Consider the following 25,328-nt stretch of genomic DNA (forward strand, 5'->3'; position numbering starts at 1 on the left):
CCTCATTGGCCGCGGCGCCAAAAATCGAAAAAGTTGAACCACTGCAGCGGCTCTTTGCGGGCGTAATGCTCAAGCCTTTGGGCATAGCGTTCGACCGCGTTTTGAATACGTTCACTTCTGCCGGCTCTGGGGCCCTTGAGGGTGTCGGCAAAGGGCTCCACATGTACCCGGTAGCGGCCATGCTCCCGCAGGCAAAACATCAGAAACACCGGGCAGTCCAGCAGGCTTGCCAGAATAAAGGGCCCCTGTGGGAAAGGCGCGGCTTCGCCAAGGAAGGGCACTTCCACTACCCGGCCAGCATTGCCACTGGCGGTGCGATCCCCGGCTATCACCACCAGTTCACCGGCGGCGATTTTGTCTGCCAGCATGATGGAGGTAGAAGGGTCCAGCTCATTGATATGAATGAGATTTAAGTCGCTGTCCGGGTTTAGCTGCTTCAGCACCCTGTTAAAGTTTTCGGCGTTGGCGGTCATCACCATCACGTTCACTTTGACTTTGCGCTGGTGGATGGAGATGGCGCGGCAAAGCTCAAGGTTGCCAAGGTGCGATACCAAAAGCACGCCGCCCTGACCGCGCGCAAGCATGTCTGCCAGTAGCGCCCGCTCGGGGAAATCGACTTCGCTCAGCTTAATCCGGTCGCACCAGGCATCGATACGGTCAAGGGCGGCATTGCCAAAGGCGAGGAAGTGCCTGAGGCTGTGTCGCCAACTGACCCGAGGCTGCAGCCCTGGATGATTTGGCTCCAGTGCCTGTACCCGTTCAAGAAACGCCATCGACGCCTTGCGGGCTGCGCCGCCGGTCATAAAGAAATAGGCAATCACAGGGTACATAATGGCGCGGCACAGCCAGTGGCCGCCGAAGCGGTAACTCTCGGCCAAAAGCTTAATGCCCCAGTAACTGCCCCGCTCGCTGATGGACGACCAGTGGGTTTGCTTTCTGCCGCGGCCAAGCAGGCTTGGCAGGCGTTTAAGCATGCCAAAGAAGAGTTTGGTGTGCAGGGCGCTGATGCGTACGTTATCGGCAACGCCCTGAAAATGGCTGACGCCGTCTTCGGGATAAATTACCGCTGTCGGCACATGCACCACATCGACACCACGCCAGTAGAGCTTGACCAGCACTTCGATATCAAAATCCATGCGCTCGCCAAGCTGTTCGCTTAAAAACAGCTCCTCAGTGGCCGCAAGCGGATAGACCCGAAAGCCGCACATGCTGTCCTGAATATCGAAGCTTAAGGTCTCGACCCACACCCAAAAATGGGTGATGTAGCGGCCATAGAGGCGGCCCTTTGGCACAGAATCATCGTACTCTGGCTTGCCGGAAATCACGGCTTCGGGGTGCTCGGTTGCGGCAATCAGCAGGCGCGGAATGTCATCCAGATTGTGCTGGCCGTCGGCATCCACCTGCAGCGCATGGGTAAAGCCTGCTTTGTAAGCGGCGCGCAGACCGGTCATTACCGCCGCGCCCTTGCCCCGGTTAAAAGGGTGATGCAGCAGGGTGACCCAGGGGTATTTGGCATCGAGGGCCATCAGCAGATGGCAGGTGGCCTCGTTGCTGCCATCGTTGACCAGAAATACCGGCAGCCCCAAAGGCGCCAGTGTTTCGAGGGTGCGCTCGATGGCGTTGGTGTGGTTGTAATTGGGGATGACGATAGCAACGCGCATCAAGACTCCCGGCTGTTCACGGCAAGTGCGATGCGGCCTGAGCCAAAGCGGCGCTCGCCATCGCTGTAGGCGAAGGTGAGTTTGCCCTTGGCGGCGTTGTTGCTTATCAGCAAATCCACTTCGGTGCCGGGCAGCAACAGCTGCTGAAACTTAAGCACTTCAAGGCTTGCCACGCTGGCATCATAACCAAAATGTTCGCAGCCAAACCGCACCGCCCAATCGAGTTGAGTCACCCCGGGAAGCACGCTTTGCCCCGGGAAGTGGCCATTAAAAAACGGCAGGTCAGCATCGATGGCGAGCCTGAGCCTAAGCTCTATCTCAGTTTCTTCGCGCGCCAAAACCTGTGGCAGCAATGACTTAATCATGGGTGAACAGCTCAATCAAAGTTTGGTGAACGCGCTTGCCCTGTTGATTCAATGGCAGCTCATCGGGGTAACGCCAGCGCCTTGGCAGAGTGACCCGCTCAAATTCACTGAGCAGATGGGCTTTAAGCTGATTATTGAGCGCCAGCTTGCCGTTGGTCGCAAGCCATGCCTTGCCCTCGGCAGATAACTCGACCACCGCGCCAAGCTGAGTGCGCGGCTCTGTTAGCAGCACCAGTGCGGCGCGGCTCACCAGCGGGTGGCGCTCGAGCAGGGCTTCCATTTGCACCAGTGACAGGCGCTTTTCTTCAATTTTGACAATCCGGTCCAGCCGACCCTGCAGCACAAAGCGGCCATTGTCATCGATGGCGATTTTATCTTCGCAGCGCATCTGTTTATCTGGCTGTTCAAGATAAGGCGAGCGCAGCAGCAGCGCGCCATCGCCGGCGCTGGCTATCTCAATGCCGGGAAAGGCCTGCCAGGGTTCGGATGCCGAGGCTTGTCTGCGCCAGCCAATGCCGCCGGTCTCGGTGCTGCCGTACACTTCAATCGGCAGGCTGCCATAGACTTTCTGAATGCCGTGGGCGGCTTCTTCACTCAGAGGGCCGCCGGAGGAGAATACCAGGCTTGGGGAGTGCAGCTGGCGCTCGTTTTCCAGCGCGTCCGGCAGGCGGCTTAGCTGCGCGGGGCTGCTGATAAGGCACAGGTTTGGCAAAAGCGCCGTGTAGTAACTCAGGGTTTCAGGGTATTCAATCTGCTCACTCAAAAACGGCCGGCTGGCGGCGAGTGGCCAGAGAATTTTAAACAGCAGACCGTAGATGTGTTGGTGGGAGACAGTGGCCAGCACGCTGCAATGGGGCAGGGCGGCGGCAAAGGTGGCTTCAAGGGTGCTGACTTCGGCATCGAGCTGCGACAGGGTTTTGTGTACGGGTTTTGCATCGCCGCTGGAGCCCGAGGTGTAGAGCGTCAGGCTGCCGCTGGCGCTGACATCCGGCCATGGCGCCTTTGGCTGAGACAGCTCTTTTTTAAGCATAATCCAGGGTTTGTCAGCGTTTTCTGTGCCAGTCAGCGGCAATTCAACGTCGCTCAGCACGCCGTCGATATGGGCCGCGAGCCCCTGCAGCGTGCCGCTTTGGGTATTGGGCGGCAGCACCAGCTCTTTGCCCGCCAGCAGGCCGGCGCACAGGCCGATGGCGAACAAATCGGAGCTTTCGCTTGAGAGCAGCCAGCGTTTGGCGGGGGTGTCATTCAGACGCTGCCACAGGTGATGCACCTGAGTAGTAAACAGGGCGCCGGTAAGAATGTCGTGGTGGTTGAAGCTAATAAGCTGCGCCGGCGCCGGGCCTTTGCCTAACCATTCCTTGAGCAGAGATTTCATGCGGTTACAGTCCACTTGTCATGCATTTTTCCGGCGCCCCTTTTTCAGCACCAGAGTGCGGTACAGCCACTCGCCGCCAGCCAGCAGACCCATCAGCAGGTAGGCAATCAGGCCGTTGTACAAAGTCCAGATTTCCAGGCTGGTGAATTGGGCGGTATAAAACGCCATGCCGCCATTGACCACAAACAGCAGGCACCAGAGCACTGTGAGCCGGCGAAGATAAGGTATGGCTTCGTCCGGCAGGTCCGGCTCGCCGAGGCGTGCCAGCCGCTCTACCATGCTGGGGCCGCGCAGCAGCGACTGACCAAATACCCCGAGCATGGTCAGGTTAATCACTATCGGATAGTAGAGTAACCAGTCCTGGCGTTTGGCTATCAGGCTGCCGGCGCACAGGGCTATGCCGGCAAACAGCGGCAGCGCCATGGCGCTCAGTTGTTGGCGCTTAAGCACCAGCCGCAGCAGTAACAGCAGGCACAGCAGGCCAGCCAGCATGCCGGGCGGCAGGTAAGTAAGTCCAAACCAGACCGCCAGCGGATACACCAGCAGCAGCGCCGCGGTCAGCAGCTCCAGCGCACGCATCAGGCCTGAACCAGCGCCTCGATGGCGTTAACGACATCTTCCACTGTGCGTACCGATTTGAACTCTTCCGGCTTAATTTTTTTGCCGGTGAGCTGCTGCAGCTTAATCACCAGATCCACCGCGTCTATGCTGTCCAGATCCAGATCCTGATACAGGTTGGCTTCGAGGCTGATGGCATCGGCGTCGATTTCAAAGTCGTCCACCAGGATGGCGCTCAGCTTTTCAAGAATTTGCTCACGATTATCCATGGCTTACCCCTGACCGCGCTGCGATTCGATAAAGGCCGCCAGCGTCGCTACGCTGTAAAAATGGGCCTTGGTGGCGTCGGAGTTGGCTTCAATTTTCACATCAAACTGTTTTTTGATGGCAAGGCCCAGTTCCAGCGCATCGATAGAGTCGAGCCCCAGCCCGTCGCCAAACAGCGCAGCCTCGGTATCTATATCCGCTATGGTCACGTCTTCGAGGTCCAGCGCATCGATGATGAGCTGTTTGATTTGATCCTGTAATGTCATAATTCTACTTCAAGTCGTTGTTTATAATAATTTTCCATATCCCTTGTCAGCTTCCTCGCCATCCTGGCTTCTCCTCCGTCCCCGTCCTGATAATCCAGTACCTTAAGCGGCATGCCGATTTCCACTGTCATGCCTATGGTGCGGCGGGGAATTTCCCACCAGGGGTCCTGCTTGGTCAGTCCCGGTGGCTTGGTGTGCAGCAACACGGGTAACACATCGCTGCCGGTACGCAGCGCGATATTGGCCGCGCCGCGTGCAAAGGGGTTAATCTGCTCGCCAAGCACGGTGCGGGTGCCCTCAGGGAAGATTATCAGATTGGTGCCACGGCCGAGTACTTCGCGGCAATCTTCCAGCAGCAGTTCGGCACCGCGATTGGGAATATAACCCGCCGCCGACACTACGCCACGTAAAAATGGATTGCGCCACAACCCCTGTTTGACGATGCAGCCGGCGTTGGGCATCAGGCTTATCAGCACCACCACATCAATCAGGGTCGGATGATTGGCAATCACCAGCATGGCCTCGGCGCGGCTGAGTTTATCTATATCTTTGGTCGAAAGCCGGATAACGCCTGCCGCCGAGAGCATGCGCACAAAGCCGCGAAACATCAGGTGCACGGCTTTTTGCACCCGCTTGATACGCACATCGCGCTCGCCGGGCCAGTATTTAAGCAGTGGCAGAATCGTCAGCGAGCTCAGCAGGCCACCGAGGCCAAAACAGACGTAACACAGCATGCCACCAAGCCAGCGTGGCACATAGGCAATCCCGCTCAGGCGTCGCTGGCAGGGATCTGTACCTGTGAGCCTGTGGGCCTGCTCAGTCATGTTGCAGGCTCCAGTCAAATCCCGACAGGTGGCCCTGGCAGTTCTCGCCTTTGGCAAGGCTTGCAAGCAGTTGGCCGTAGCTGATGGGTGTGAGCGCATTGCCCTTGCTGACACTAAGCTGCGGCCGACCGGCCTTTGGCGGTGCCAGCAACATGCCCAGCGCCAGTGGCAGCTCATATTCTTCGGTGTAGTCGTTGTAGACAGGCGGCACCGGGTCGTCGCCAAACACCAGTAGCAGCGGGCTTGGATCGTCACACAGCTGGGCGTAGGCCTCAATCATCGCCTGCGAAAGGCTTTCGGTGCCGGCGGCAATGGACGTTGAGGCGGCGCGATTGTCATTGAGAATGCCGAACAGGCCGCTGGCGGTGTTGTGCACCGACTGGCTGAACCCCATGGGCGACAGGGGCTCGCGGCTGATCACGCTTTGCAGTAATTCGATGGTGCGGTTGAGTTCGCCGTGGCGTGATGCAAAAACGCTGCGGCACTGGGATTGGGGAGTACATTGAAAGGCGACTTCCAGCATCATGCGACTTAAGCGACTGAACCTGCGTCGCTGCATGGCGGGCACCTGTGCCAGGGCAGGGCTGATGTCACTCTCAGGCTGAGAAAGTGATTTCTGCCATTGGGCCCAGCTGTCCCTGTCTTGATAAGCGGGAGACCATCCACCCCACGCCATCACGCTGAAAGTTAATTGCACTGCTTTGCCTCTGACGCCCGTAACGGCCGTCGTAAGTTATCCATCACTTGAGCCGCATCGGGCAGGTGTGTTGTCCGGTTATCGTTGGCAGGCGGAAACCCTGTGGCTGTCCGTCATTTTTTGGACTGAATATTCTATCTCAAAACACCCTGATAACAGAAGCCCCCAGAGGCCTGATGGCGTCTGGGGGCTAGTACTCTAAGTTGTACACATTATTGCAACAGCGGGCGCAGTTTCTGCAATGCCGCTTTGACCTTGCGGGCGTTGTCTGGCCCCATGCGGATCATCAGTTTTTGTGCCGGTGGCAGGGCTTCGAGCGCCGGATCGTCAAACTTGAAGTTGACGCTGACACTGTGCAGCTCCATCGGTTGATCCACAAGCGGTGCCTCCAGCAGCTGATCTATGGCTTGCTGGGTGCGGTCGGCGAAGGAAATGTCGGTATAACCCAGCTCGTCGAAGGCTTGTTCGAGCAGCGGCGACAACTGGTTATACAGGGCTGCAAGCTGTACATCGCTCATGCCGGCGAGCATGTTGGCGTACAGGTCGTAGCGGCCGTAACCGGCTGGGTCGAGGAAGGTTTTGTTGCCAATGTCGCTCACGGCAAACTTCTGCTGCGGCCCTTTCACGGGGCTTTGTTTGCGGGCAAGCTGGCCAACCGCCAGGTTATCGACAAACACCACAAACTGGCGCACCAAATCCTGCTGGGCCAGCAAGGGGCCAAGTTTTTGCGCGCCATTAAGCGAGGTTACCTTACCGGCAACAAAGGCATCGCTTTGCTCCAGCGGCGGCACAGGCTCAGGTGGCGGCAGGGTTTGCGGCAGGCTGTTTGCACTTTCCGATTCGGTTTGCGCTGGCGCGTCCAAATCCAGCGTCGAAAGACCGGGGTCAACCGGCGTTTCTTCAATTACTGGCTCGGTTGGAGTCAGGGTTTGACCGCCATTGATATCGGCGGGCAGTTCGCTTGCCTGTTGCCCTTGCTCCAGCAGATTGGCGCCGGTTGGCTCGGGCGTGCGGCTGAAATAGGCCCACAAACCGGCGATGGCGGCAATCAGTGCCAGAATAAGAATCGCCGACATGCGGGTGCCGCGCTGGCGGTTGTCAGCGTCGTGATGTACCCGCGCCTCGGTCATCAGCGGCGCAGGGGCACGCTCAGCCTCGGTGCTGATGGCAGGCTCGCTGGCTGCGGCTTTTTCAGCCTTGCTGTCAGCTGTGCTGCGCTCAGCGGCGGCTTGGGTTTTGCTGTCCGCGTTGTCGGCGTCAAGCGCTATGGCCGGCTCAGCGGGCTCGGGCTTGATAGTCACGACCGGCTCGGTGTTGGCAGCCGTGGTATCCAGCACAGGTTCAATTTTGTCAGGGGTTTGGCTGTCGCTCGCCTGTGAAATTCTGTCTTCGGGATTGACTTGCATCCTGGCTCCTCGTGCTCAGACTTGGGGTCAAAGGCCTCCATTGTCCCAGTTCAGCGTCGGAAGTCCATAGTTGGAGGCTGAACAAAAACAATATTTAATCAGCGGCGCGGTGTGCCATGGGGCCGCAGGTGGCTTAGGCTCAAGCCTGCACGTACTGCTCGCGCCCGCCAAGCCAGCGCTCGATAATGGCGTCTACCCGTTCGGGGTTTTGTGACATCAGGTGCCGTGCAAGTTTTTGAATATGCGGAATAAGTGCCTGATCGCGCACCAGGTCTGCCACCTTCATCTGCGCTATGCCGGTCTGGCGGGTGCCGAGCACTTCGCCGGGGCCGCGCAGCTCCAGATCTTTCTGGGCAATCACAAAGCCGTCGTTACTTTCGCGAAGCACCCCGAGGCGCGACTGGGCGGTGAAACTGAGCGGCGCCTTGTAAAGCAGCACGCAGTGGCTTGCCACCGCGCCCCGGCCGACGCGGCCGCGCAGCTGATGCAGCTGGGCAAGCCCAAGCCGCTCGGGGTTTTCGATAATCATCAAACTGGCGTTGGGCACATCCACACCCACCTCGATAACCGTGGTGGCAACCAGCAAATCCAGTTTGCCCTCTTTAAAGTCGGCCATGATGGCCTGCTTTTCTGCGCCCTTCATCCGGCCATGCACCAGACCTATGCCAAGCTCCGGCAGGGCTTCTTTTAATCCTGCGGCCGTGTCTTCGGCGGCCTGACACTCGAGCACTTCCGATTCTTCAATCAGGGTGCAGACCCAGTAGGCCTGACGTTTATCCTGCAGCGCGGCCTTTCGCACCCGCTCTATGATGTCCATGCGGCGGGTGTCGGGAATAGCGACCGTGGTGATGGGCGTACGCCCCGGCGGCAGTTCGTCGATGATGGAGGTGTCGAGATCCGCATAAGCCGTCATCGCCAGGGTGCGGGGAATAGGCGTGGCGGTCATGATGAGCTGATGCGGGAAAAAGCCCTGCTGCATGCCTTTTTCGCGAAGGCCCAGGCGCTGATGTACGCCAAAGCGGTGCTGCTCGTCGATGATGGTGAGCGCGAGGCGGGAAAAGCTCACCTGCTCCTGAAAGATGGCGTGAGTGCCCACTATCATTTGCGCCGCGCCGCTGGCGATATCTTCAAGTGCCTGGGCGCGGGCCTTGCCCTTTAATTTACCGGCAAGCCAGGCCACCTTGAGCCCCAGGGGCTCGAACCAGCGGGCAAAGTTGGTGGCGTGCTGCTCGGCGAGAAGTTCAGTGGGCGCCATCAGTGCCACCTGACAGCCATTTTCGATGGCGGCCAGTGCCGATAACGCCGCGACAAGGGTCTTGCCCGAGCCCACATCGCCCTGCACCAGGCGCATCATCGGCGTGGCCTTGGCCATATCCAAGTGGATTTCGCTCACCACCCGCGACTGGGCCTTGGTGGGCGCAAAAGGCAGGCTTGCCAGAAACGGCGGAATAAGTTGGCCGGTGGCGGGCAGTGGCTCGGCTGCGTCCTGATTACTGCGCTCGCGGATTTTCAGCATGCTTAAGTTGTGGGCGAGCAGCTCTTCCTGCACCAATCGCTGCTGCGCCGGATGCTGGCCCTGTTCAAGTTGCCATAATTCGGCATCCGCAGGAGGGCGGTGCAGGGTGCGCACTGCATCGGCCAGGCTCAAGCGGTTGGGCTGCAGCGATTCTGGCAAAAGCTCCGGCAGGCCGCCTTCTTCGAGCAGTGCCAGTGCCTGCTCGGTGAGCCTTATCCAGCTGGCTTGCTTCAGGCCTTCGGTGGTTGGGTAAACCGGTGTGAGGGTATCGGCGAGGCTTGTCGACTCACCGGGGGCGGTGAGTTTGTATTCCGGATGGATGATTTCCAGTTGATGCATGCCGGTGCGGATTTCGCCGAAGGCGCGGATAAACATACCCGGCTGCAGGCCGTTTTTTTGCGCCATGGTGAAATTGAAAAAGCGCAGTGTCAGGCCGCCGCTGGCATCGCGCACATTGCAGGTGAGCATGCGCTTGCGGCCGTTGACGATTTGGCTGGAAATCACTTCGGCCTCGATAGTGGCCTGAGTGCCGGGGATTAATTCGGCAATCGGGTAAATCCGGGTTCTGTCTTCGTAACGCAGCGGCAGGTGAAACAGCAAATCCTGGACGGTATTAACCCCCAGTTTGCTGAGCCTTTCTGCCACTCGGGCGGCCACGCCCTTGAGTTCGGTTACGGGAACAAGATCCAGTCTTTGCAATGCCTTGGCGCCGGATTACTGTGAATTTATACATATACTAACAGAGAATTCTGCCGGAGCAACTTAGAGCCAGCCCTTCTGGGCGGCGATGCGCGCGGCATCGACCCGGTTGGCGGCGCCAAGTTTGCTGATGGCTTCGGACAGATAGTTGCGCGCCGTGCCTTCGGCGATAAACAGCTGCGCCGCGATTTCGGCGGTGCTCTTGCCTTCCTGAGCAAGCCGCAGCGCCCGCCGCTCTTTATCTGACAGCGGGTCTTTGTCACCGAGGGCCATCATGGCAAGCTCCGGGTCTATCACCTTGCGCCCCGCCATCACCCGGTTGATGGCATCGAGCAGCTCTTCGATGGGGGCATCTTTGAGCAAGAAGCCGGTGACCCCCGCTTCGAGCGCGCGCCGGATGTAACCGGCGCGGCCAAAGGTGGTGATAATGATGACTTTAAGCTCGGGGCGATTGTCTCTGACCCATTCGGCGAGCTCGATACCGGTGTAGCCGGGCATTTCGATGTCGGTGAGCAGCAGGTCAAACTGGCCCTGTTTAAGTTGCTTCAGCGCCGCGTCGCCATCGCAGGCCTCGGTGACTTTGGCATCGCCTTCGAGTTTCAGCAGGGCGGCCAGCGCACTGCGCACCATGTTTTGATCTTCTGCGAGCAGGATGTTCATCCGTGTTTTCCTTACTTTTCTATCTTTGCCAGCGGTAACACTATGCTGGCGTGAAAGCCGCTTTGGGTGTCGATGTGTAACGTGCCGCTGAAAACGGCCAGCCGCTCGCGGATGCCCTTAAGACCGTTGCCTTCGTCAATCTTGCCCGCTTTGCCATCGTCGGCAACCTCAATAATCAAGTTATCCTGGCGCTGAGTGGTTTGAATGCGGCAATAACCGGCATCGCTGTGGCGCAAAATGTTACTCACCAGTTCGGTCAGGATGAGCCCAAGTTCGCGCTCAAGGGCGGCGCTCATTTCGGGCAGGTCGCCGCTGATGTCGACCCCGAGGCCCTTTTCCCGCAGGCGCTGACCGAGGTCATTGATGATGTCGGCAATATCTTTGCGTTTGTACTGGCCAACCGCGGCGCGCACCTGGGCCAGACTGTCGCGGGCGATTTGGGTGAGGTCGTTAAGCTCGCTGCGGCAACTGTCGTGATCGCCCTTGGCAAGCAGGCGCGAGGCCAAATCGGCTTTTAATGCAATGGATGCCAGATGGTGGCCCATGATGTCGTGCAGATCGCGGGCAATGCGCTCGCGCTCCAGCGCCTGAGCGAGGCGGCGGATTTCGGTTTCGCTCTGTGCCAGCACGCGCTTGGCCTCTTCGCGCTTGGCCTGCGCCAAGCCAATCAAACTGATGCCAAGGGTAATGGCGCCGCCAAACAGCAGGAAATAGTAGTTATTGAACCCAAGCACCCAATGCAGCGCCAGCATCAGTGCGCCCATGCCCGCCAGCCACAACAGGTAAGTATTGCCGCGGTAAAAAAAGCCGATAAAAAAGCCTGCAAACGAAAACAGTGACATAGAGCCGCTGTTGAAGGGGGTCGCGATCGCGCCGCACAGGGTCATCAGCAGGATAGGCATCCAGGCAGTGGCCCGGCTGCTGCGGTAGGCGCGAAAATAGCCGTAGAGAAAGGGCACCATCAGCGCCAGACTTATTGCCACATCCAGCGTGGATGGTTTGGATAACAGCAAAGGCAGGAAGTAAAACACCAGGTTGGCCAGATAGTATTTGGCCAGACGGTGTTCGAGTTCAATCGGGTCTTTCATGTCCACTCCTTGGGCAAGGCCGTCATCATGACGGCTTTACCTGAGGTTGTAAATTGAGCCGGGTGCGCTCAGCGTTTGCTTTCAGCCAGCATATAGGTGGCCCAGCCGTAGTTGGGGTCGACTTTCAGTGCCTGTTGCCACTGCGCGGCAGCTTTGTCTTTAAGCCCTTGCTGCTGATAGATAAGCCCGCGCCAGGTATAGGCTTCGGCCTCGCCCCAGCAAATCTCGGTGCAGGGCTGCTTAAAGCCGCTGATGGCCTGATCGAGTGCCGTCAGGGCTTTTTGCTCGCCGCCGCCGAAGGCAACCGGGGTATAAAAGGCGTTGGCCGCTTCAATTAGGGCGAGGCGGGGATTATCGGGCGCCTGCTGTTTGGCATCGGCAATCAGTTGCTGGATTTTCCGGCCCAGAGATTCGCCGAGCGTTGGGTTCACGCTTATCTGCAGGCCATGCACAGCGGCCAGCAGCACCTTGGCCTCGACGTCGTCATTGGCGCTTTGCTCAAGCAGCCCAGCGGCCAAATCAGCGCTGCGGGATTGTTCGGCCTTGTTGCCCATCACGCCGCTTGCCACGGCGTGGCGGTAGGCGCCATAGGCCTTGGTGTAGCCGTCGCTGCTGTCGGTCAGTGTTTTAAGTGCCTGCACGTCCATGCGGTTCATGGCATCGTCAATGTCGCTGATGCTGGCGGCATGGGCACCAATGCTCAGCAGCGTCGACAGCGAGAGGGCGAGAGCCAGTGATTTCTGAGCCAATGATTTTTGAGTCAATGATGTCATGGTGATGTCCTTATGTTAGTTACCTGCCTATCAGGTGAGGCCAGTATCTCAAGTGGCACCTGATTACTGCAGGCACAAAGGTCATCAATCCGGGGTGACAAATGTCACTGAATTTGAAAAGGAGGAACTGATTTAAAGAAGAGGGCCAATAAAAAAGGCCCCCGAAGGAGCCTTGGATACCTAAGTACGCATCAGGCGGCGGTGGCGTTTTGCACCAGATAACCCATGTACACCAGGTTGGCGACCAGCAGCAATGCGCCTTCGCGGCGGCCAATACGCAGACCGGTCCAGGCCAGTGGCAGCAATATAACGGCAAAACCGAGCATAACGGCGAAATCCACGTTGCTGAAACCGGCGCTGCTGATGGGGTGCAGCAGTGAGGTAATGCCGAGGATTGCCAGAATGTTGAAGATGTTGGAGCCGACCACGTTACCGATGGCGATATCGCTCTCACCCTTGATGGCGGCAACCACAGAGGTGACCAGCTCTGGCATGCTGGTGCCGATGGCGACTATAGTCAGACCAATCACCACTTCGCTGACGCCAAAATGGCGGGCGAGCTCTACGGCGCCGTTAACAAACAAAATGCCGCCGCCAACCAACATACCGATACCCACAGCAATCATTACCACTGCCAGCAGAGGGTTTTTCGGGCCTTTTTCGACTTCTTCGATATCGGCGTCTGAGTCATCTGCATCGCCGCTGCGATAGCTGTAAACCAGATAAGCCGCCAACAGCGCCAGAAACACCAGACCGTCGATGACATCGACTTCGCCATCCATCACGGTAAAAAGCAGCAGGGCTGAAACTGCCACCATAAAGGGGATGTCGCGACGAACCATCTGGGATTGCACCTTGATAGGCTTAATCAGGGCGGTGATGGCGAGAATAAGGCCGATGTTGACTATGTTGGAGCCAACCACGTTGCCAAGGGCAATGCCCGAGTTACCGGCCAGCGCCGACTTAATGCTGACCGCAAGTTCCGGCGCCGAGGTGCCGAAGGCGACGATAGTCAGACCAATCACCAGCGGCGCAATGCCGAGGCGCAGTGCGATGGCGCAGGCGCCCCGCACCATGGATTCGGCCCCCAGGGTGAGGATGATAAAGCCACCAAGAATGGACATCAGGATTAACATTTGGGTTTCACTCTTTATTTACGGGTGTTGGTCAAAGGCCCCGCACGTGCGGGGCCTTGTTTGATTTTACCGGATATTGCTCCGGTCAGCAGAAAATCGGTTGTATTACTGGAATAAATCTTCTGCCGGCGTTTCCTGTGGGTTGGTCGGGTTTTGCTCAAGCCCGGTAGCATACTCGGTCGGCACAGTACCGGCAGCAAAAAACTCAAAGTCGCTGGTATGATCTGTGCGGCGGCTAAGCTTACCTGAGTTGAGGTCAATCCGTGCCGACACTATGCCGGCCGGCGGAATGGTAGGCTGCTCAGGCACATCTTTAAGCGCCATCAGCATAAACTCGTTCCAGGCCGGGCCTGCGGTCTTGGCACCTGCCTCGGCACCGGAAATCTGATCTTTTGGACCGTTGGCGCTCCAGGCAACCTTGCCAAGCTCACGGGCATGGTCATCAAAACCCACCCATACCGTGGTGGCAAGACCCGGGCCGAAGCCACTGAACCAGGTGTCCTTGGATTCGTTGGTGGTACCGGTTTTACCTGCAATGTCGTGACGCTTAAGCAATCTTGCGGCGCGCCAGGCGGTACCGTTCCAGCCGGTGCCTTTACTGAAGTCGCCACCACCCCAAATCACACTCTTGAGCGCTTCGGCAATCAGGAAGGCGTTTTGCTCAGAAATCACCCGATTGGCATAACGCACGCCCTCAGCGCCGCACTGGTTTACGTCGGTCTTGCTGACGAGGGCCTCGGTGGCATTGCCGCTGATGGCGGCGGCCGCCATGGCTTCAACCACTGAGGTTGGCCCTTGGCTTTGTTCGGCGCCAGTCTCAGCAACCTCGGTTGGCGCCGGGGTGGCTTGCTCGCAGGCCAGGGTTGGTTTGGTCTTTTCAATCACCTGACCATTGGCGGTTTCGACCCGGTCAATATAGTAAGGCTCAACCAGGTAGCCGCCGTTGGCAAACGCGGAGAAGGCGGTAACAACCTGCAGCGGCGTGACTGATGGAGAACCCAGCGCCAGAGACTCGTTGCGATACAGGTCGTTGCGGTCAAAGCCAAAACGGGTCAGCAAATCTATGGTGTTATCTAGCCCGGCGTGACGCAGCGCCCGCACCGCCATCACGTTGACCGATTGCGCCAGCCCGACCCGCAGGCGGGTTGGGCCTGTATAGATGTCGGGAGAGTTTTTCGGGCGCCAGGCGGTGCCCATACTCAAATCCGGTTTGTTAATCGGGGCGTTGTTGATAAGCGATGCCAGAGTGTAGCCGCGCTCCATGGCGGCGGCGTAAATAAACGGTTTGATGTTGGAGCCGAGCTGGCGCTTGGCCTGGGTCGCCCGGTTAAACTGGCTCTGGCTGAAGCTGTAACCGCCAACGAGAGCCCGGATAGCGCCATTATGCGGGTCGATAGACACGATGGCGCTGGAAACTTCAGGCACCTGCGCAAGTTGCCAGGCATCGTTGCTGCTGCGGATCCAAATGCGCTCACCGGCATTCAGCACTTCGGTTGCGGCTTTGGGCGCTCCGCCCTGGCGGGTGTCGGAAATAAACTTGCGCGCCCACTGAATGCCCTGCCAAGGCAAGGTAATGGTTTCGCCGTTGGCGCGCAGCACAGTGGCTTGCAGCTCCTGCACGCTTAATACGGCGGCAGGCTCAAGGTCCTGCACTCTGGCGGTTTTACGCAGCAACTTAAGAATTTCGTCGGTGGCGGGGGCATCACCACTCCACAGCACTTCTGCCGCGCCGCGATAGCCATGGCGCTCATCATAAGCATAGATATTGTTGCGAAGCGCGAGCTCTGCTTTTTGCTGCAGATCTGAACTCACTGTGGTGTAAACGCTGTAACCACCGGTATAGGCTTCTTCTTCACCATATTTGGCGACCATATAGTCGCGGGCCATTTCTGACACATATGGCACATACAGGTCGAGTTCGGCACCGTGATAAGCGGCTTTGATTGGCTCGGCGAGGGCGAGATTGTATTCGCTGTCGTTTATAAAGCCGACCTCACGCATCCGCATCAGCACCACGTTGCGACGCGCCAGCGCACGCTCGGGTGACGATAACGGGTTGAGGGTGGATGGCGCCTTGGGCAAACCGGCAATCACCGCCATTTCGCCAAGAGACAGATCGTGCAAATCCTTACCGAAATACACCTGTGCGGCAGCGCCGACACCGTAGGCGCGCTGACCCAGATAGATGCGGTTTACATATAATTCGAGGATTTCATCCTTGGTGAGCAATTCTTCAATGTGAAAAGAAATAAAGATTTCTTTAATTTTGCGGATAATAGTTTTATCGCGCGTCAAAAAAAAGTTTCGGGCGACCTGTTGTGTGATGGTACTGGCGCCCTGTTTCTTTTCACCCGAGGCAACCCACACGGTGAAGGCGCGCATAATACCAACCGGGTCAATGCCCTGATGCTCGTAGAAACGGGCATCTTCGGTGGCCAGAAACGCCTGCAGCAGCGGCTTTGGTACTTCATCAAGCTTGACTGGTATGCGGCGTTTTTCGCCGTATTGGGAGATGAGTTTGCCGTCCTGACTGTATATTTTCAGTGGCGTTTGCAGCTGAATGGTCTTGAGGGTGGCGACATCCGGCAGTTCAGGCAAAACATAAAAATATGCCGCTACAATAGCGCCAACACCGAGTAAGGCTAGACTAAATAGGGCAATGATAATACGTTTCAGCCACTTCACCAGATTATTCCAAAATAGTTGACGGAAGCGACAGTATATAAGGCCATTTGGCTTGGGTGAAGTAAAAAGCAGCGTCAAAAAATTGCCAATTGTAAAAAGGATAAACATTCTATACAAATAAGTATAACGAGTTGATTTTGTGCTACTCTATCTCTGAACCTATAAAACTAAAGTGACAATGGACTATGCTTTCAAATCTATGGAAGCGTCAGGCTCCGCAGATGGTGGGGATCGACATTGGCTCCCATGAAGTCAAAGCGATTCTGCTGAGCAAGACGGCTGATGGCTATAAAATAGTAAGTCATGCCACAGCTCCTGTTAAAAAAGGAGCCGTGAACGATCACGATATTCGTGACTCTGCCGCTGTGGTGGATTGTTTGCGCCAAATTAAGCGCAGTCTTCCCAAAAATTGTAAGTTTGCTGCGGTGGCGGTGTCAGGTTCAGCCGTAATGACCAAGGTCATTTACATGGATGCAGCGCTGAACGAATCTGAGATGGAAGCTCAAATCGAGATTGAAGCCGATAACCTTATCCCTTACTCCCTGGATGAGGTCAGCATTGATTTTGAAACCCTCAGTGTTAACAGCATTGACCCAAGTAAAGTCGATGTACTGCTGAGCGCTTGTCGTACCGAAAACATCGATGCCCGCGTCGATTCCCTCGACGAAGTTGGTCTTGAGGCCAAAGTGGTTGACGTTGAAGGTTATGCGCTGGGTCGTTCGGTTGAGCTTATCTACGGCCAGTTACCCGAAGGTGCCGATCGCAAAGTGGTGGCGCTGGTGGATATTGGTGCCAACATGACGACTTTTGCGGTAGTGGATAATCGCGACACAGTGTTTATCCGTGAGCAGGCGTTTGGTGGCGAGCAGTTTACCCAGTCCATTCTGTCATTTTATGGCATGTCTTACGAGCAGGCTGAAAAAGCCAAAGTTGAAGGGGATTTGCCCCGCAACTACATGTTCGAAGTTTTGTCGCCATTCCAGACTCAGCTGCTGCAACAAATTAAGCGTACCCTGCAGATTTACTGCACCTCTTCCGGCAAAGACAAGGTGGATTACATCGCCCTTTGCGGCGGTACGTCCCGTCTGGAAGGGATGGCCAACCTGCTGACCAATGAGCTGGGTGTGCATACCGTGATTGCCGATCCGTTTCAGGGCAGCCTGCACGCCGAAGAATCCGTTAAATCCACCTTGCAACCCAGTATCAGTAAATACATGGTTGCCTGTGGCCTGGCATTAAGGAGCTATGGTCAATGGCGAACATAAACCTGTTGCCCTGGCGCGAAGAAGCCAGAGAAAAACAAAAGCGTGATTATATCGGCACTCTGGCACTGGTGTTTTTGCTGTCCTCGCTGCTGGTGTTTGTGTGTTTGCAGGTTATCGAGATGATGACCGATGAGCAGAAAGCACGTAATGCCTACCTGACGGCCGAAATTCAGCTGCTGGATTCGCAAATCGCTGAAATCAAGAAAATCACCGAGCGTAAGAAAGACATTGAGCGTCGCACTGCAATCATTCTGGATTTGCAGCAGGCGCGAAACCTGCCAACCCACGTACTCGATGAGCTGGTGCGGGTAGTGCCGTCTGGTATTTATCTCTCAAGCGTGGAGAAAAAGGGCACAGTGGTGTGGATTGAAGGGCGCAGTGAGTCCAACAACAACGTCGCCAACATGATGCGTAAGATGAAAACATCGCCCTGGCTTGATGACCCTGTGATGCAAAGCATTGTGTCGGAAAATGAAGACATCCGGACGTTACAACGCTTCAGCTTGAAGGTGACAGTAGTTGATAAGGCAGCTCGGGAGCTTGAAAGACTCGCCGCAGAAAAAGCCGCAGCGAAGAAAGGAGCGGCCAAATGAAGCTGGATCTGAGCGAATTCAACGATATCGACTTTGAGAACATTGGTGGTTGGCCCACTCAGGTTAAGTTTGTGTTCGCCTTGCTGCTCACCATCTGCGTGGGCGTGGCGGGTTACTTCCTGTTTATTTCCGATGCCATTGATGGCCTTAAGCGTGAGCAAAACACCGAGGTGCAGCTTCGTCAGGACTTCCAAAGCAAGTATCAGCTGGCGGCAAACCTTAAGCTTTACCGCGAGCAGCTTAAAGAAATGGAAGCCCAGTTTGCCGAGCTTTTGAAAATGCTGCCATCCGAAAACGAAATGGATGGTTTGCTGGACGACGTCACCTTTGTTGCGACCGATTCCGGCCTTCATATTGAGAGTCTGGATTGGGAAGGCGCGATTCAGCGCGACTTCTATATCGAGTTCCCAATCAAGATGGTGGTAAGCGGTAACTATCACCAGATGGGCCATATGGTCAGCGGTGTCGCCAAGTTGCCGCGGATTGTGAGTCTGCATGATTTCGTGATCAAAAATCTGGATGGCGAAACCCTGACAATGGACATTCTCGCCAAGACCTACCGCTTCAAGGAAGGCGCCGAATTGCCACCTGAAAAGGATGCTAACGGCAAACCTGTACAGGGAGCCAAGCAATGATGAAATATTTATCTTTGATGGCGTCTCTGTTGTTTTTGACCGGCTGTGTTGGCGATCGCAGTGATTTGGAACTATTTGTTACTACAACAAAGGCTCAGCACGTTGCCAAAATCCCACCACTGCCAAAGCCACCGGTATTTGAGCACTTTGTGTACCAGGCGGAATTACTTCGCAGCCCCTTTGTGCCCCCTTCCCGCGAGTTGTCTGACGAGTCGGTGGATTTGACCAAAAACTGTACTCAGCCTGATTTGAAGCGTCGCAAAGGAAGACTGGAAACCTATGCGCTGGATAACCTGACCATGCGCGGCACGTTGAAGCGGGATAAGAATATCTGGGCATTAATCCAGACCAATGAAGGCAATGTGTTCCGCTTGGGTGTGGGTGAGTATTTAGGGCTTTACCATGGCCGTATTACGAAAATCACTCCGCTGAATGTCGAAGTAATAGAATTAATCCCGGACGGTTCCGGTTGCTGGGCTGAGCGCCCAAGCACCTTGGAACTGGCCGGAGAATAACCTGCGAAGGATGAGGGAATGATGGAATCTTCTGCCGCGTTCATGACACGCATCACCAATCAGGGATTGGTGAAGTCTCTGGTAGGAATCGCGTTGTTTTTTGGCGTATCGACGGCAACGTTAGCCGCTAACCGACTGGTCGATGTTAAGTATCACTCAGTGATTGATACCCAGTTGGAGTTGGAGTTGGTGTTCGAAAACCCCATAACCGAGCCCGAAATTAACTTGAATGCCTCTCCGGCCAAAATTCTGCTGTCATTTGATGACAGTGTCTCCGGTATGACCAAGGCCGATGTTGCGGTAAATCGCGGTGGTGTAACAGCCCTGACGACATCGCAGCAGGATACCGATCTGGTTGTGGCGGTGAATTTGAGCAAGGTGCTGCCCTATCAGGGCGCCGTTGTTGGTAACAGTTATCGCCTGACAGTTAACGACGCCATGGTCGACACCTCAGCGCCAGCCGCCGCTTCAGACTCTGGCAGCAATGAAGTGAAAAACATCGACTTTCGCCGCAACAGTGCCGGCGGGGGTGACTTGATTGTGCAGCTCAACAATTCCAAAGTCGCGGCCGACGTCGAGCAAATCGGTGCCAAACTCGAAGTTAAGTTTTACAACACTGATATTCCGCAGGACATGCTGTACGTCATGGACGTGCAGGACTTTGCCACCCCAGTTAAAAGCTTTGAGACGTTCAAAGATGGTACGTTAACCCGTATCCAGCTGGATATAGGTGGCGAGTATGAATACAACTACCTGCAGGAAGCCAGCCAGTTCAAGCTGTCGATGAACAAGGTGGTGCGTAAAACCTCCATCAAGCCTGAAAAGACCTACAACGGTAAGACGCTGTCGCTGAACTTTCAGCGCATTTCTGTGCGAGCTGTATTGCAGCTTATCGCTGACTATCAAAACCTGAACCTGGTCACCAGTGACTCGGTCGGCGGCGATATCACCCTGGTGCTCGACGATGTACCATGGGATCAGGCGCTGGATTTGATCCTGAAAACCAAAGGTCTGGATAAGCGTATCGAAGGCAATATCCTGATGGTTGCTCCGGCTGAAGAGCTGGCCGTGCGTGAAAGCATGGAGCTGCGTAATCAGCAGGAAGTCCAGGAATTGGCGCCGCTGTACTCTGAGTACATGCAGATTAACTACGCCAAGGCCAAAGACATCGCCGAGCTGCTCAAGAGCAAGGATTCAAGCCTGCTCACCGAGCGTGGCAGTGTCGCGGTGGATGAGCGTACCAACACCTTGCTGGTAAAAGACACCTCAGAAACCCTGCTCAACGTGCGCCGTATGCTGGAACTGCTGGATATCCCAATCCGTCAGGTACTGATTGAATCACGCATGGTGACAGTGAAAGATAACGTGGCGGAAGATTTGGGGATCCGTTGGGGCGTTACCGATCAGCAAGGCACCAAAGGTACGTCTGGCTCGCTGGAAGGCGCCGGTAACATTGCCAATGGTGTGGTGCCATCGATTGACGATCGCCTGAACGTGAACCTGCCTGCGCCAACCAACGCTGCCAGTATCGCTTTCCATGTTGCCAAACTGGCCGATGGTACAGTGCTGGACATGGAGCTGAGTGCTCTCGAGCAGGAAAACAAGGGTGAGATTATCGCAAGCCCTCGTATCACCACCTCAAACCAGAAAGCGGCTTATATTGAGCAGGGTGTGGAAATTCCATACGTGTCTGCCTCATCCAGCGGTTCAACCACAGTTGAGTTTAAAAAGGCTGTGCTGTCACTGCGGGTAACGCCACAAATCACCCCTGACAACCGGGTTATTCTGGATCTGGAAATTACCCAGGACAGCCGCGGTGAAACAGTTGATACCGCGACCGGCCGCGCCGTGGCAATCGATACCCAGCGTATCGGCACTCAGGTGCTGGTCGATAACGGTGAAACCATTGTTCTTGGCGGTATCTATCAGCAAAACCTGATTAGCCGCGTGAGCAAGGTACCGGTGCTGGGCGACATTCCACTGGTGGGATTCCTGTTCCGCAACACCTCAGACAAGAATGAGCGCCAGGAACTGCTGATTTTCGTGACGCCCAAGATTGTGACTGAAAAAATCTAATCCGGCTTACCAGAGCAGATTTACACAGAGGCCAGCCATTGCTGGCCTCTTTCTTTCCAGTCCGCAGGGCAATTTATCAGGCTTTCGCCGCATCGTGACTTGCGTTTGTACCGCCACTGCTGAGATAATCCTCGGTCAAGTCTCTTTAGAGCAAGGTACTGAGATCGTCGTCTCTTCACAGAGTCGGCATAGGCAGATCATTCATAAAAGATTCAGACGTACACGAAATGGCTGAAAAACGTAATATTTTTCTCGTAGGCCCTATGGGCGCAGGTAAAAGCACCATAGGTCGTCATCTGGCGCAAATGCTGCACTTGGAATTCCACGACTCGGATCAGGAAATCGAAAGCCGTACCGGCGCCGATATCGCCTGGGTATTTGATGTTGAAGGCGAAGAAGGTTTCCGTCGCAGAGAGGCGCAGGTTATAGCCGATCTCACAGAAAAACAGGGTATTGTGCTGGCTACAGGCGGTGGTTCTGTACAAAGCAAAGATATCCGCAACTTCCTCTCCGCCCGTGGCATTGTGGTTTATCTTGAAACGACCATAGACAAACAGGTCGCCCGGACCCAGCGTGACAAGCGCCGGCCACTGCTGCAGGTTGATGACCCGCGCTCTGTGCTGGAGCGACTCGCTGAATCCCGTAATCCTCTTTACGAAGAGATTGCGGATTTGGTGGTGAAAACTGACGACCAGAGTGCCAAAGTGGTCGCCAATCAAATCATCGAACAACTGGGATTCTAAGCGCTTATGAAACAAATTCAGGTTGATTTGGCAAATCGTAGTTACCTTATCCACATCGGCCCGAATTTGTTTGCGCAGCCCGAATTGCTGGCCCCTTGGGTGAGAGGCAAGAAGGTGCTGATTGTCAGTAACGAGACAGTCGCACCTCTCTATCTTGAGCTCATCAGCGCCCAGGTGTCCGCAGCTGCCGCTCAGGTAGCCTCTGTGGTGCTGCCCGACGGTGAGCAATATAAAACCCTTGAATCCCTCAATCTGGTATTTGATGCCCTGCTTGAGCGTAACTATGGCCGCGATTGCGTGCTGATTGCGCTGGGCGGCGGTGTTATTGGTGACATGACCGGATTTGCCGCCGCCTGCTATCAGCGTGGCGTAGATTTCATTCAAATTCCCACAACCTTGCTGTCGCAGGTGGACTCCTCCGTTGGCGGCAAGACTGCAGTAAACCACCCGCTTGGCAAAAATATGATAGGTGCCTTCTATCAGCCGCGGCAGGTTATTATCGACACCCAGTGCCTGCAAACCCTGCCCAAGCGTGAGTTTGCTGCCGGTATGGCTGAAGTCATCAAATACGGCATCATCTGGGACAGCGAGTTTTTTGCCTGGCTTGAAGCCAATGTCGATGCCCTTAAACGGCTTGAGCAGGATGTCATTATCGAGGCCATCGCCCGCTGCTGCGCCATCAAGGCAGACATAGTCTCGCGGGATGAAACCGAGCAGGGCGAGCGGGCGCTGCTCAATCTTGGCCATACCTTTGGCCATGCCATTGAAGCCGAAATGGGCTACGGTAACTGGCTCCATGGCGAGGCAGTGGCGGCTGGCATGGTCCTTGCTGCACAAACTTCGGTAACACTGGGGTTAATCGACGAGTCAATTCTTTGTCGCATTATTGCGCTGATAGAGGCATTCGATTTACCCGTCCGGGCTCCGGAGTCCATGGACTTTGACAGTTTCATCAAACATATGCGGCGAGACAAAAAAGTGCTCGGCGGCCAGCTGAGGCTGGTATTGCCCCTGGGTATTGGCCGGGCCGAAGTCAGCAGCCGGGCCACCGAGGTCGAGCTGGCCGAGGTCATTCGCCGCCCCTGACCGTGGGTGAACAATGGCGTTTTCGCTTTCTGTACTACTTCCATCGCAAGAGGCGCTGCTGCTGAGGCTGCAGCACCTGGCTTGCTATAGCCAGCAACTGGTAGTGTTGCTTGGCGAGGAAGGTGCAGGCAAATCGACCCTGTTAACTGCCTTGGTGAGCGAGCAGGAAGAGTACAACGCCGCGCTGGTGGTGTGCCCTATGCACGCTGACGCCCCCGAAATCCGCCGTAAAATTCTGATCCAGCTTCTTGCCGATCCCTTGTTTGACGACGAGGAGCCGCTGGCCGATACCCTGGCGCGCTTTCGCGCCAGACAGCAAAAACCCGTTCATATTCTGATTGATGATGCGCACCACATGCCCACAGTGTTGTGGGCTGAGTGTCTGTTGCTGTCACGCCAGCGTATCGGCGGCAGGCCAATAGCCATCACGTTAACCTCAACGCCTCAGCATGCACGCGAACTGTATCAGCAGCTCAATGCCACGCAGCGTGAGCTGATGCTGCCGATTGAGATTGAGCCGCTGGTGCAGTCTGAGCGCGAAGCTTTGTATTACACCCTGATGAGCCGCACCGAGGATGTGCCTTACGTCCCCCGCGACATAGTCAAATCCCAGCTTGAAAGTCAGCATGGGCTGCCGGGTGAAGTCATAGCCCTGCTTGAAAAGGCGCTGAAACCGGATACCGCCGACGCCCAGTCAGGCAAGCCGCTGTGGCAGTTTGGGGTGGCCGCTGCCATCACTTTGGTGGTCACGGCTGCGCTTTGGTATTTACTGCAAACCCATCCAAGCGATGAGATTGATGATAAGTCGCCGGTGTTTGCCGCAACCGATAAGCTTGCGCCGTTCGCCAAGTGGCGGCTTGAGCCTTATTTTGCCGGCCGTCAGGCCGCGCTTAAGGCGTTGGAGGCCGAGCTTGCCGAGGCAAAGCATAATGAACTCGTGCAGGAAATGGCCGATGTGGCGGCGCTTGCCGAAGCCAGGGTGCTGGCCGGCGTTGAAACCGCCGATACCCTGGCCGCCAACGCGGGTTCAGCCAAGGTTCAATCTGCCGCTGACAAGGCATCGAAAAAGGCAGACACAAAAGCCGCTCCAGCTAAAACTGCGGCTAAAACCGCAGCTAAGCCAGATGCAGAGGTTGCGATTTCTTCTGCTCTGGTATCCGCGCCGGTCTGGAGTGAAAGAGATGTGCTCGCCGAAGGGTTGCCCGCCAGCGGTTACACTCTGCAACTTGCCACTGTCGGCAAGCGTGAGTCCGCCGATGCGGTGCTGAAGCACTATGCCAGCGAAAGTGGGCTTAAGCTTGCCGGTTACAAGGATAAGCTGGTGATTTTCGCCGGCAATTATGCCAGTCAGGCAGAGGCCAATGCGGCGGCGGAAGCCATGTCGCAACGTTACGGCGTGGCCAAGCCCTGGGTGCGCGCCTGGAAGGATCTCGGTCGCTACAAGGCCATCGCCGATGTATCCGGCGGTGAAATTTCAAATTAAACGAAGTACAATCAGGGGCTTCATATTTCTTTCTGCCGGCGACCTTCCCAACCATGACGATTAAACAAAGGGCCTTTCTCAAATGGGCCGGTGGCAAATTCAAACTGATGGAAGACATTCGTCAGCATTTGCCCAAGGGAAAGCGTCTGGTTGAACCCTTTGTCGGCGCCGGTTCGGTGTTTTTGAACACTGACTATCAGTCTTATCTTCTTTGCGATATTAATCAGGATCTTATTAGCCTTTATCAGATAGTGAAGCAGCAGCCTGATGCCTACATTCAGGCGGCAAGAGCGCTGTTTTGCGATGAAATGAATGCCAAAGATGCCTATTACGACATCCGCAAACGCTTTAACAAGAGTCGCGATCCCTTCAGCCGCTCTGTGTATTTCTTGTACCTCAATCGCCATGGTTTCAACGGCCTGTGCCGCTATAACCGTAAGGGTGAATTTAACGTTCCCTTCGGCTCGTACAAAAAGCCCTACTTCCCCGAGCAGGAAATCCGCGCCTTTGCCAAAAAGGCCGCCAAGGCAGAGTTTATCTGCGTGAGTTACGAGCAGGCCTTTGCCATGGCAACATCCGGCGATGTGATTTACTGCGATCCGCCCTATGCGCCGCTGTCGACCACCGCGAGCTTCACGACCTATGTAGGGGCGGGATTTACCCTCGACGACCAGGCGCTGCTCGCCCGTCACTCGCGCCATACCGCCATTGAGCGCGGCATACCCGTGCTTATCAGCAACCATGATATTCCACTGACCCGCGAGCTGTACCATGGTGCCCGGCTGGAAACCGTTAAGGTGCAGCGCAACATCAGCCAAAAAGGCAGTTCACGTAATAAGGTGGACGAATTGATGGCGCTGTACGACGAGACCTATCACATCGAGTCGCTCGACTAGCGGATAACGGGCTGGGGCCGCTGTTGATATGTGCACTGAGGCCACTGTTTAAACTGAACT

At 56.0% G+C, this 25,328-nt stretch carries 24 protein-coding genes; 9 read left to right on the forward strand and 15 right to left on the reverse strand.

Going from position 1 to position 25,328, the window contains the following annotated elements; genetic code table 11:
- Positions 1–2: 2 nt before the first annotated feature.
- From KJI95_RS12290 to KJI95_RS12360, 15 genes are all read right to left on the reverse strand, one after another.
- Positions 3–1,661, reverse strand: a complete 1,659-nt coding sequence (locus KJI95_RS12290; protein WP_214507498.1) for a glycosyltransferase family 2 protein — start codon at positions 1,659–1,661, stop codon at positions 3–5.
- Entirely contained in the window at positions 1,661–2,026 is a 366-nt protein-coding gene (locus KJI95_RS12295; RefSeq protein WP_214507499.1) for an ApeI family dehydratase, read from the reverse strand. The genes KJI95_RS12290 and KJI95_RS12295 overlap by 1 nt, the downstream gene beginning before the upstream one ends.
- Entirely contained in the window at positions 2,019–3,401 is a 1,383-nt protein-coding gene (locus tag KJI95_RS12300) for an AMP-binding protein (RefSeq protein ID WP_214507500.1), read from the reverse strand. Before KJI95_RS12300 ends, KJI95_RS12295 begins: the two co-directional genes overlap by 8 nt.
- 18 nt (positions 3,402–3,419) lie before the next feature.
- Positions 3,420–3,980, reverse strand: coding sequence for a COG4648 family protein (locus KJI95_RS12305; RefSeq protein WP_214507501.1), 561 nt, complete (start codon positions 3,978–3,980; stop codon positions 3,420–3,422).
- Positions 3,980–4,228 carry an acyl carrier protein gene (locus KJI95_RS12310; protein WP_214507502.1) on the reverse strand — a complete coding sequence of 83 codons (249 nt, stop codon included), beginning with the start codon at positions 4,226–4,228 and terminating at the stop codon, positions 3,980–3,982. The genes KJI95_RS12305 and KJI95_RS12310 overlap by 1 nt, the downstream gene beginning before the upstream one ends.
- Positions 4,229–4,231: 3 nt before the next feature.
- Positions 4,232–4,492, reverse strand: a complete 261-nt coding sequence (locus tag KJI95_RS12315) for a phosphopantetheine-binding protein (RefSeq protein ID WP_214507503.1) — start codon at positions 4,490–4,492, stop codon at positions 4,232–4,234.
- Positions 4,489–5,316 carry a lysophospholipid acyltransferase family protein gene (locus KJI95_RS12320; protein WP_214507504.1) on the reverse strand — a complete coding sequence of 276 codons (828 nt, stop codon included), beginning with the start codon at positions 5,314–5,316 and terminating at the stop codon, positions 4,489–4,491. The genes KJI95_RS12315 and KJI95_RS12320 overlap by 4 nt, the downstream gene beginning before the upstream one ends.
- Entirely contained in the window at positions 5,309–6,013 is a 705-nt protein-coding gene (locus KJI95_RS12325; RefSeq protein WP_214507505.1) for a beta-ketoacyl synthase chain length factor, read from the reverse strand. The genes KJI95_RS12320 and KJI95_RS12325 overlap by 8 nt, the downstream gene beginning before the upstream one ends.
- Before the next feature lie 212 nt (positions 6,014–6,225).
- On the reverse strand, positions 6,226–7,419 hold the full coding sequence (locus KJI95_RS12330; protein WP_250885798.1) for a DUF3014 domain-containing protein: 1,194 nt from the start codon (positions 7,417–7,419) through the stop codon (positions 6,226–6,228).
- A gap of 139 nt (positions 7,420–7,558) precedes the next feature.
- Entirely contained in the window at positions 7,559–9,634 is a 2,076-nt protein-coding gene (recG, locus tag KJI95_RS12335; RefSeq protein ID WP_214507506.1) for an ATP-dependent DNA helicase RecG, read from the reverse strand.
- 63 nt (positions 9,635–9,697) lie between these two features.
- Entirely contained in the window at positions 9,698–10,294 is a 597-nt protein-coding gene (locus KJI95_RS12340; protein WP_214507507.1) for a response regulator transcription factor, read from the reverse strand.
- Positions 10,295–10,305: 11 nt separating this feature from the next.
- Complete coding sequence (locus KJI95_RS12345; RefSeq protein WP_214507508.1) at positions 10,306–11,382, reverse strand: sensor histidine kinase; 1,077 nt, start codon at positions 11,380–11,382, stop codon at positions 10,306–10,308.
- A gap of 68 nt (positions 11,383–11,450) precedes the next feature.
- Positions 11,451–12,155, reverse strand: coding sequence for a tetratricopeptide repeat protein (locus tag KJI95_RS12350; protein WP_214507509.1), 705 nt, complete (start codon positions 12,153–12,155; stop codon positions 11,451–11,453).
- Between the two features lie 191 nt (positions 12,156–12,346).
- Positions 12,347–13,291 (reverse strand): calcium/sodium antiporter, encoded by a 945-nt coding sequence (locus tag KJI95_RS12355; RefSeq protein WP_214507510.1) that lies wholly within the window; start codon positions 13,289–13,291, stop codon positions 12,347–12,349.
- A 105-nt stretch (positions 13,292–13,396) separates the two neighbouring features.
- Positions 13,397–15,976 (reverse strand): penicillin-binding protein 1A, encoded by a 2,580-nt coding sequence (locus KJI95_RS12360; protein ID WP_214507511.1) that lies wholly within the window; start codon positions 15,974–15,976, stop codon positions 13,397–13,399.
- 185 nt (positions 15,977–16,161) lie between these two features.
- Between KJI95_RS12360 and KJI95_RS12365 the strand changes: the two genes are divergently transcribed.
- The 9 genes from KJI95_RS12365 to KJI95_RS12405 all read left to right on the forward strand — a co-directional run bounded on the left by KJI95_RS12365 (position 16,162) and on the right by KJI95_RS12405 (position 25,268).
- Positions 16,162–17,241, forward strand: a complete 1,080-nt coding sequence (locus KJI95_RS12365; protein WP_214507512.1) for a pilus assembly protein PilM — start codon at positions 16,162–16,164, stop codon at positions 17,239–17,241.
- Positions 17,229–17,834: a PilN domain-containing protein gene (locus KJI95_RS12370; RefSeq protein ID WP_214507513.1), complete on the forward strand. Its 606-nt coding sequence runs from the start codon at positions 17,229–17,231 to the stop codon at positions 17,832–17,834. The genes KJI95_RS12365 and KJI95_RS12370 overlap by 13 nt, the downstream gene beginning before the upstream one ends.
- Positions 17,831–18,469, forward strand: a complete 639-nt coding sequence (locus KJI95_RS12375) for a type IV pilus inner membrane component PilO (RefSeq protein ID WP_214507514.1) — start codon at positions 17,831–17,833, stop codon at positions 18,467–18,469. Before KJI95_RS12370 ends, KJI95_RS12375 begins: the two co-directional genes overlap by 4 nt.
- Complete coding sequence (locus KJI95_RS12380; RefSeq protein WP_214507644.1) at positions 18,469–18,984, forward strand: pilus assembly protein PilP; 516 nt, start codon at positions 18,469–18,471, stop codon at positions 18,982–18,984. Before KJI95_RS12375 ends, KJI95_RS12380 begins: the two co-directional genes overlap by 1 nt.
- 21 nt (positions 18,985–19,005) lie before the next feature.
- Positions 19,006–21,060, forward strand: coding sequence for a type IV pilus secretin PilQ (locus tag KJI95_RS12385; protein ID WP_214507645.1), 2,055 nt, complete (start codon positions 19,006–19,008; stop codon positions 21,058–21,060).
- A gap of 227 nt (positions 21,061–21,287) precedes the next feature.
- On the forward strand, positions 21,288–21,803 hold the full coding sequence (aroK, locus tag KJI95_RS12390) for a shikimate kinase AroK (RefSeq protein ID WP_214507515.1): 516 nt from the start codon (positions 21,288–21,290) through the stop codon (positions 21,801–21,803).
- Between the two features lie 6 nt (positions 21,804–21,809).
- Positions 21,810–22,889: a 3-dehydroquinate synthase gene (gene aroB, locus KJI95_RS12395; RefSeq protein ID WP_214507516.1), complete on the forward strand. Its 1,080-nt coding sequence runs from the start codon at positions 21,810–21,812 to the stop codon at positions 22,887–22,889.
- A 13-nt stretch (positions 22,890–22,902) separates the two neighbouring features.
- Positions 22,903–24,372 carry an ATP-binding protein gene (locus tag KJI95_RS12400; RefSeq protein ID WP_214507517.1) on the forward strand — a complete coding sequence of 490 codons (1,470 nt, stop codon included), beginning with the start codon at positions 22,903–22,905 and terminating at the stop codon, positions 24,370–24,372.
- A gap of 53 nt (positions 24,373–24,425) precedes the next feature.
- Positions 24,426–25,268 (forward strand): Dam family site-specific DNA-(adenine-N6)-methyltransferase, encoded by an 843-nt coding sequence (locus KJI95_RS12405; protein ID WP_214507518.1) that lies wholly within the window; start codon positions 24,426–24,428, stop codon positions 25,266–25,268.
- Positions 25,269–25,328 lie beyond the last annotated feature (60 nt).

It is taken from the genome of Shewanella jiangmenensis, assembly GCF_018596335.1.
In the GTDB taxonomy this organism is placed as follows: domain Bacteria; phylum Pseudomonadota; class Gammaproteobacteria; order Enterobacterales; family Shewanellaceae; genus Shewanella; species Shewanella jiangmenensis.

What these genes read in the sequence shown, in the direction of transcription:
- KJI95_RS12290 (WP_214507498.1), bottom strand. Translation starts at nt 1,661, where the DNA reads ATGCGCGTTGCTATCGTCATCCCCAATTACAACCACACCAACGCCATC.
- KJI95_RS12295 (WP_214507499.1), bottom strand. Translation starts at nt 2,026, where the DNA reads ATGATTAAGTCATTGCTGCCACAGGTTTTGGCGCGCGAAGAAACTGAG.
- KJI95_RS12300 (WP_214507500.1), bottom strand. Translation starts at nt 3,401, where the DNA reads ATGAAATCTCTGCTCAAGGAATGGTTAGGCAAAGGCCCGGCGCCGGCG.
- KJI95_RS12305 (WP_214507501.1), bottom strand. Translation starts at nt 3,980, where the DNA reads ATGCGTGCGCTGGAGCTGCTGACCGCGGCGCTGCTGCTGGTGTATCCG.
- KJI95_RS12310 (WP_214507502.1), bottom strand. Translation starts at nt 4,228, where the DNA reads ATGGATAATCGTGAGCAAATTCTTGAAAAGCTGAGCGCCATCCTGGTG.
- KJI95_RS12315 (WP_214507503.1), bottom strand. Translation starts at nt 4,492, where the DNA reads ATGACATTACAGGATCAAATCAAACAGCTCATCATCGATGCGCTGGAC.
- KJI95_RS12320 (WP_214507504.1), bottom strand. Translation starts at nt 5,316, where the DNA reads ATGACTGAGCAGGCCCACAGGCTCACAGGTACAGATCCCTGCCAGCGA.
- KJI95_RS12330 (WP_250885798.1), bottom strand. Translation starts at nt 7,419, where the DNA reads ATGCAAGTCAATCCCGAAGACAGAATTTCACAGGCGAGCGACAGCCAA.
- KJI95_RS12340 (WP_214507507.1), bottom strand. Translation starts at nt 10,294, where the DNA reads ATGAACATCCTGCTCGCAGAAGATCAAAACATGGTGCGCAGTGCGCTG.
- KJI95_RS12345 (WP_214507508.1), bottom strand. Translation starts at nt 11,382, where the DNA reads ATGAAAGACCCGATTGAACTCGAACACCGTCTGGCCAAATACTATCTG.
- KJI95_RS12350 (WP_214507509.1), bottom strand. Translation starts at nt 12,155, where the DNA reads ATGACATCATTGACTCAAAAATCATTGGCTCAGAAATCACTGGCTCTC.
- KJI95_RS12355 (WP_214507510.1), bottom strand. Translation starts at nt 13,291, where the DNA reads ATGTTAATCCTGATGTCCATTCTTGGTGGCTTTATCATCCTCACCCTG.
- KJI95_RS12365 (WP_214507512.1), top strand. Translation starts at nt 16,162, where the DNA reads ATGCTTTCAAATCTATGGAAGCGTCAGGCTCCGCAGATGGTGGGGATC.
- KJI95_RS12370 (WP_214507513.1), top strand. Translation starts at nt 17,229, where the DNA reads ATGGCGAACATAAACCTGTTGCCCTGGCGCGAAGAAGCCAGAGAAAAA.
- KJI95_RS12375 (WP_214507514.1), top strand. Translation starts at nt 17,831, where the DNA reads ATGAAGCTGGATCTGAGCGAATTCAACGATATCGACTTTGAGAACATT.
- KJI95_RS12380 (WP_214507644.1), top strand. Translation starts at nt 18,469, where the DNA reads ATGAAATATTTATCTTTGATGGCGTCTCTGTTGTTTTTGACCGGCTGT.
- KJI95_RS12385 (WP_214507645.1), top strand. Translation starts at nt 19,006, where the DNA reads ATGGAATCTTCTGCCGCGTTCATGACACGCATCACCAATCAGGGATTG.
- aroK (WP_214507515.1), top strand. Translation starts at nt 21,288, where the DNA reads ATGGCTGAAAAACGTAATATTTTTCTCGTAGGCCCTATGGGCGCAGGT.
- aroB (WP_214507516.1), top strand. Translation starts at nt 21,810, where the DNA reads ATGAAACAAATTCAGGTTGATTTGGCAAATCGTAGTTACCTTATCCAC.
- KJI95_RS12400 (WP_214507517.1), top strand. Translation starts at nt 22,903, where the DNA reads ATGGCGTTTTCGCTTTCTGTACTACTTCCATCGCAAGAGGCGCTGCTG.
- KJI95_RS12405 (WP_214507518.1), top strand. Translation starts at nt 24,426, where the DNA reads ATGACGATTAAACAAAGGGCCTTTCTCAAATGGGCCGGTGGCAAATTC.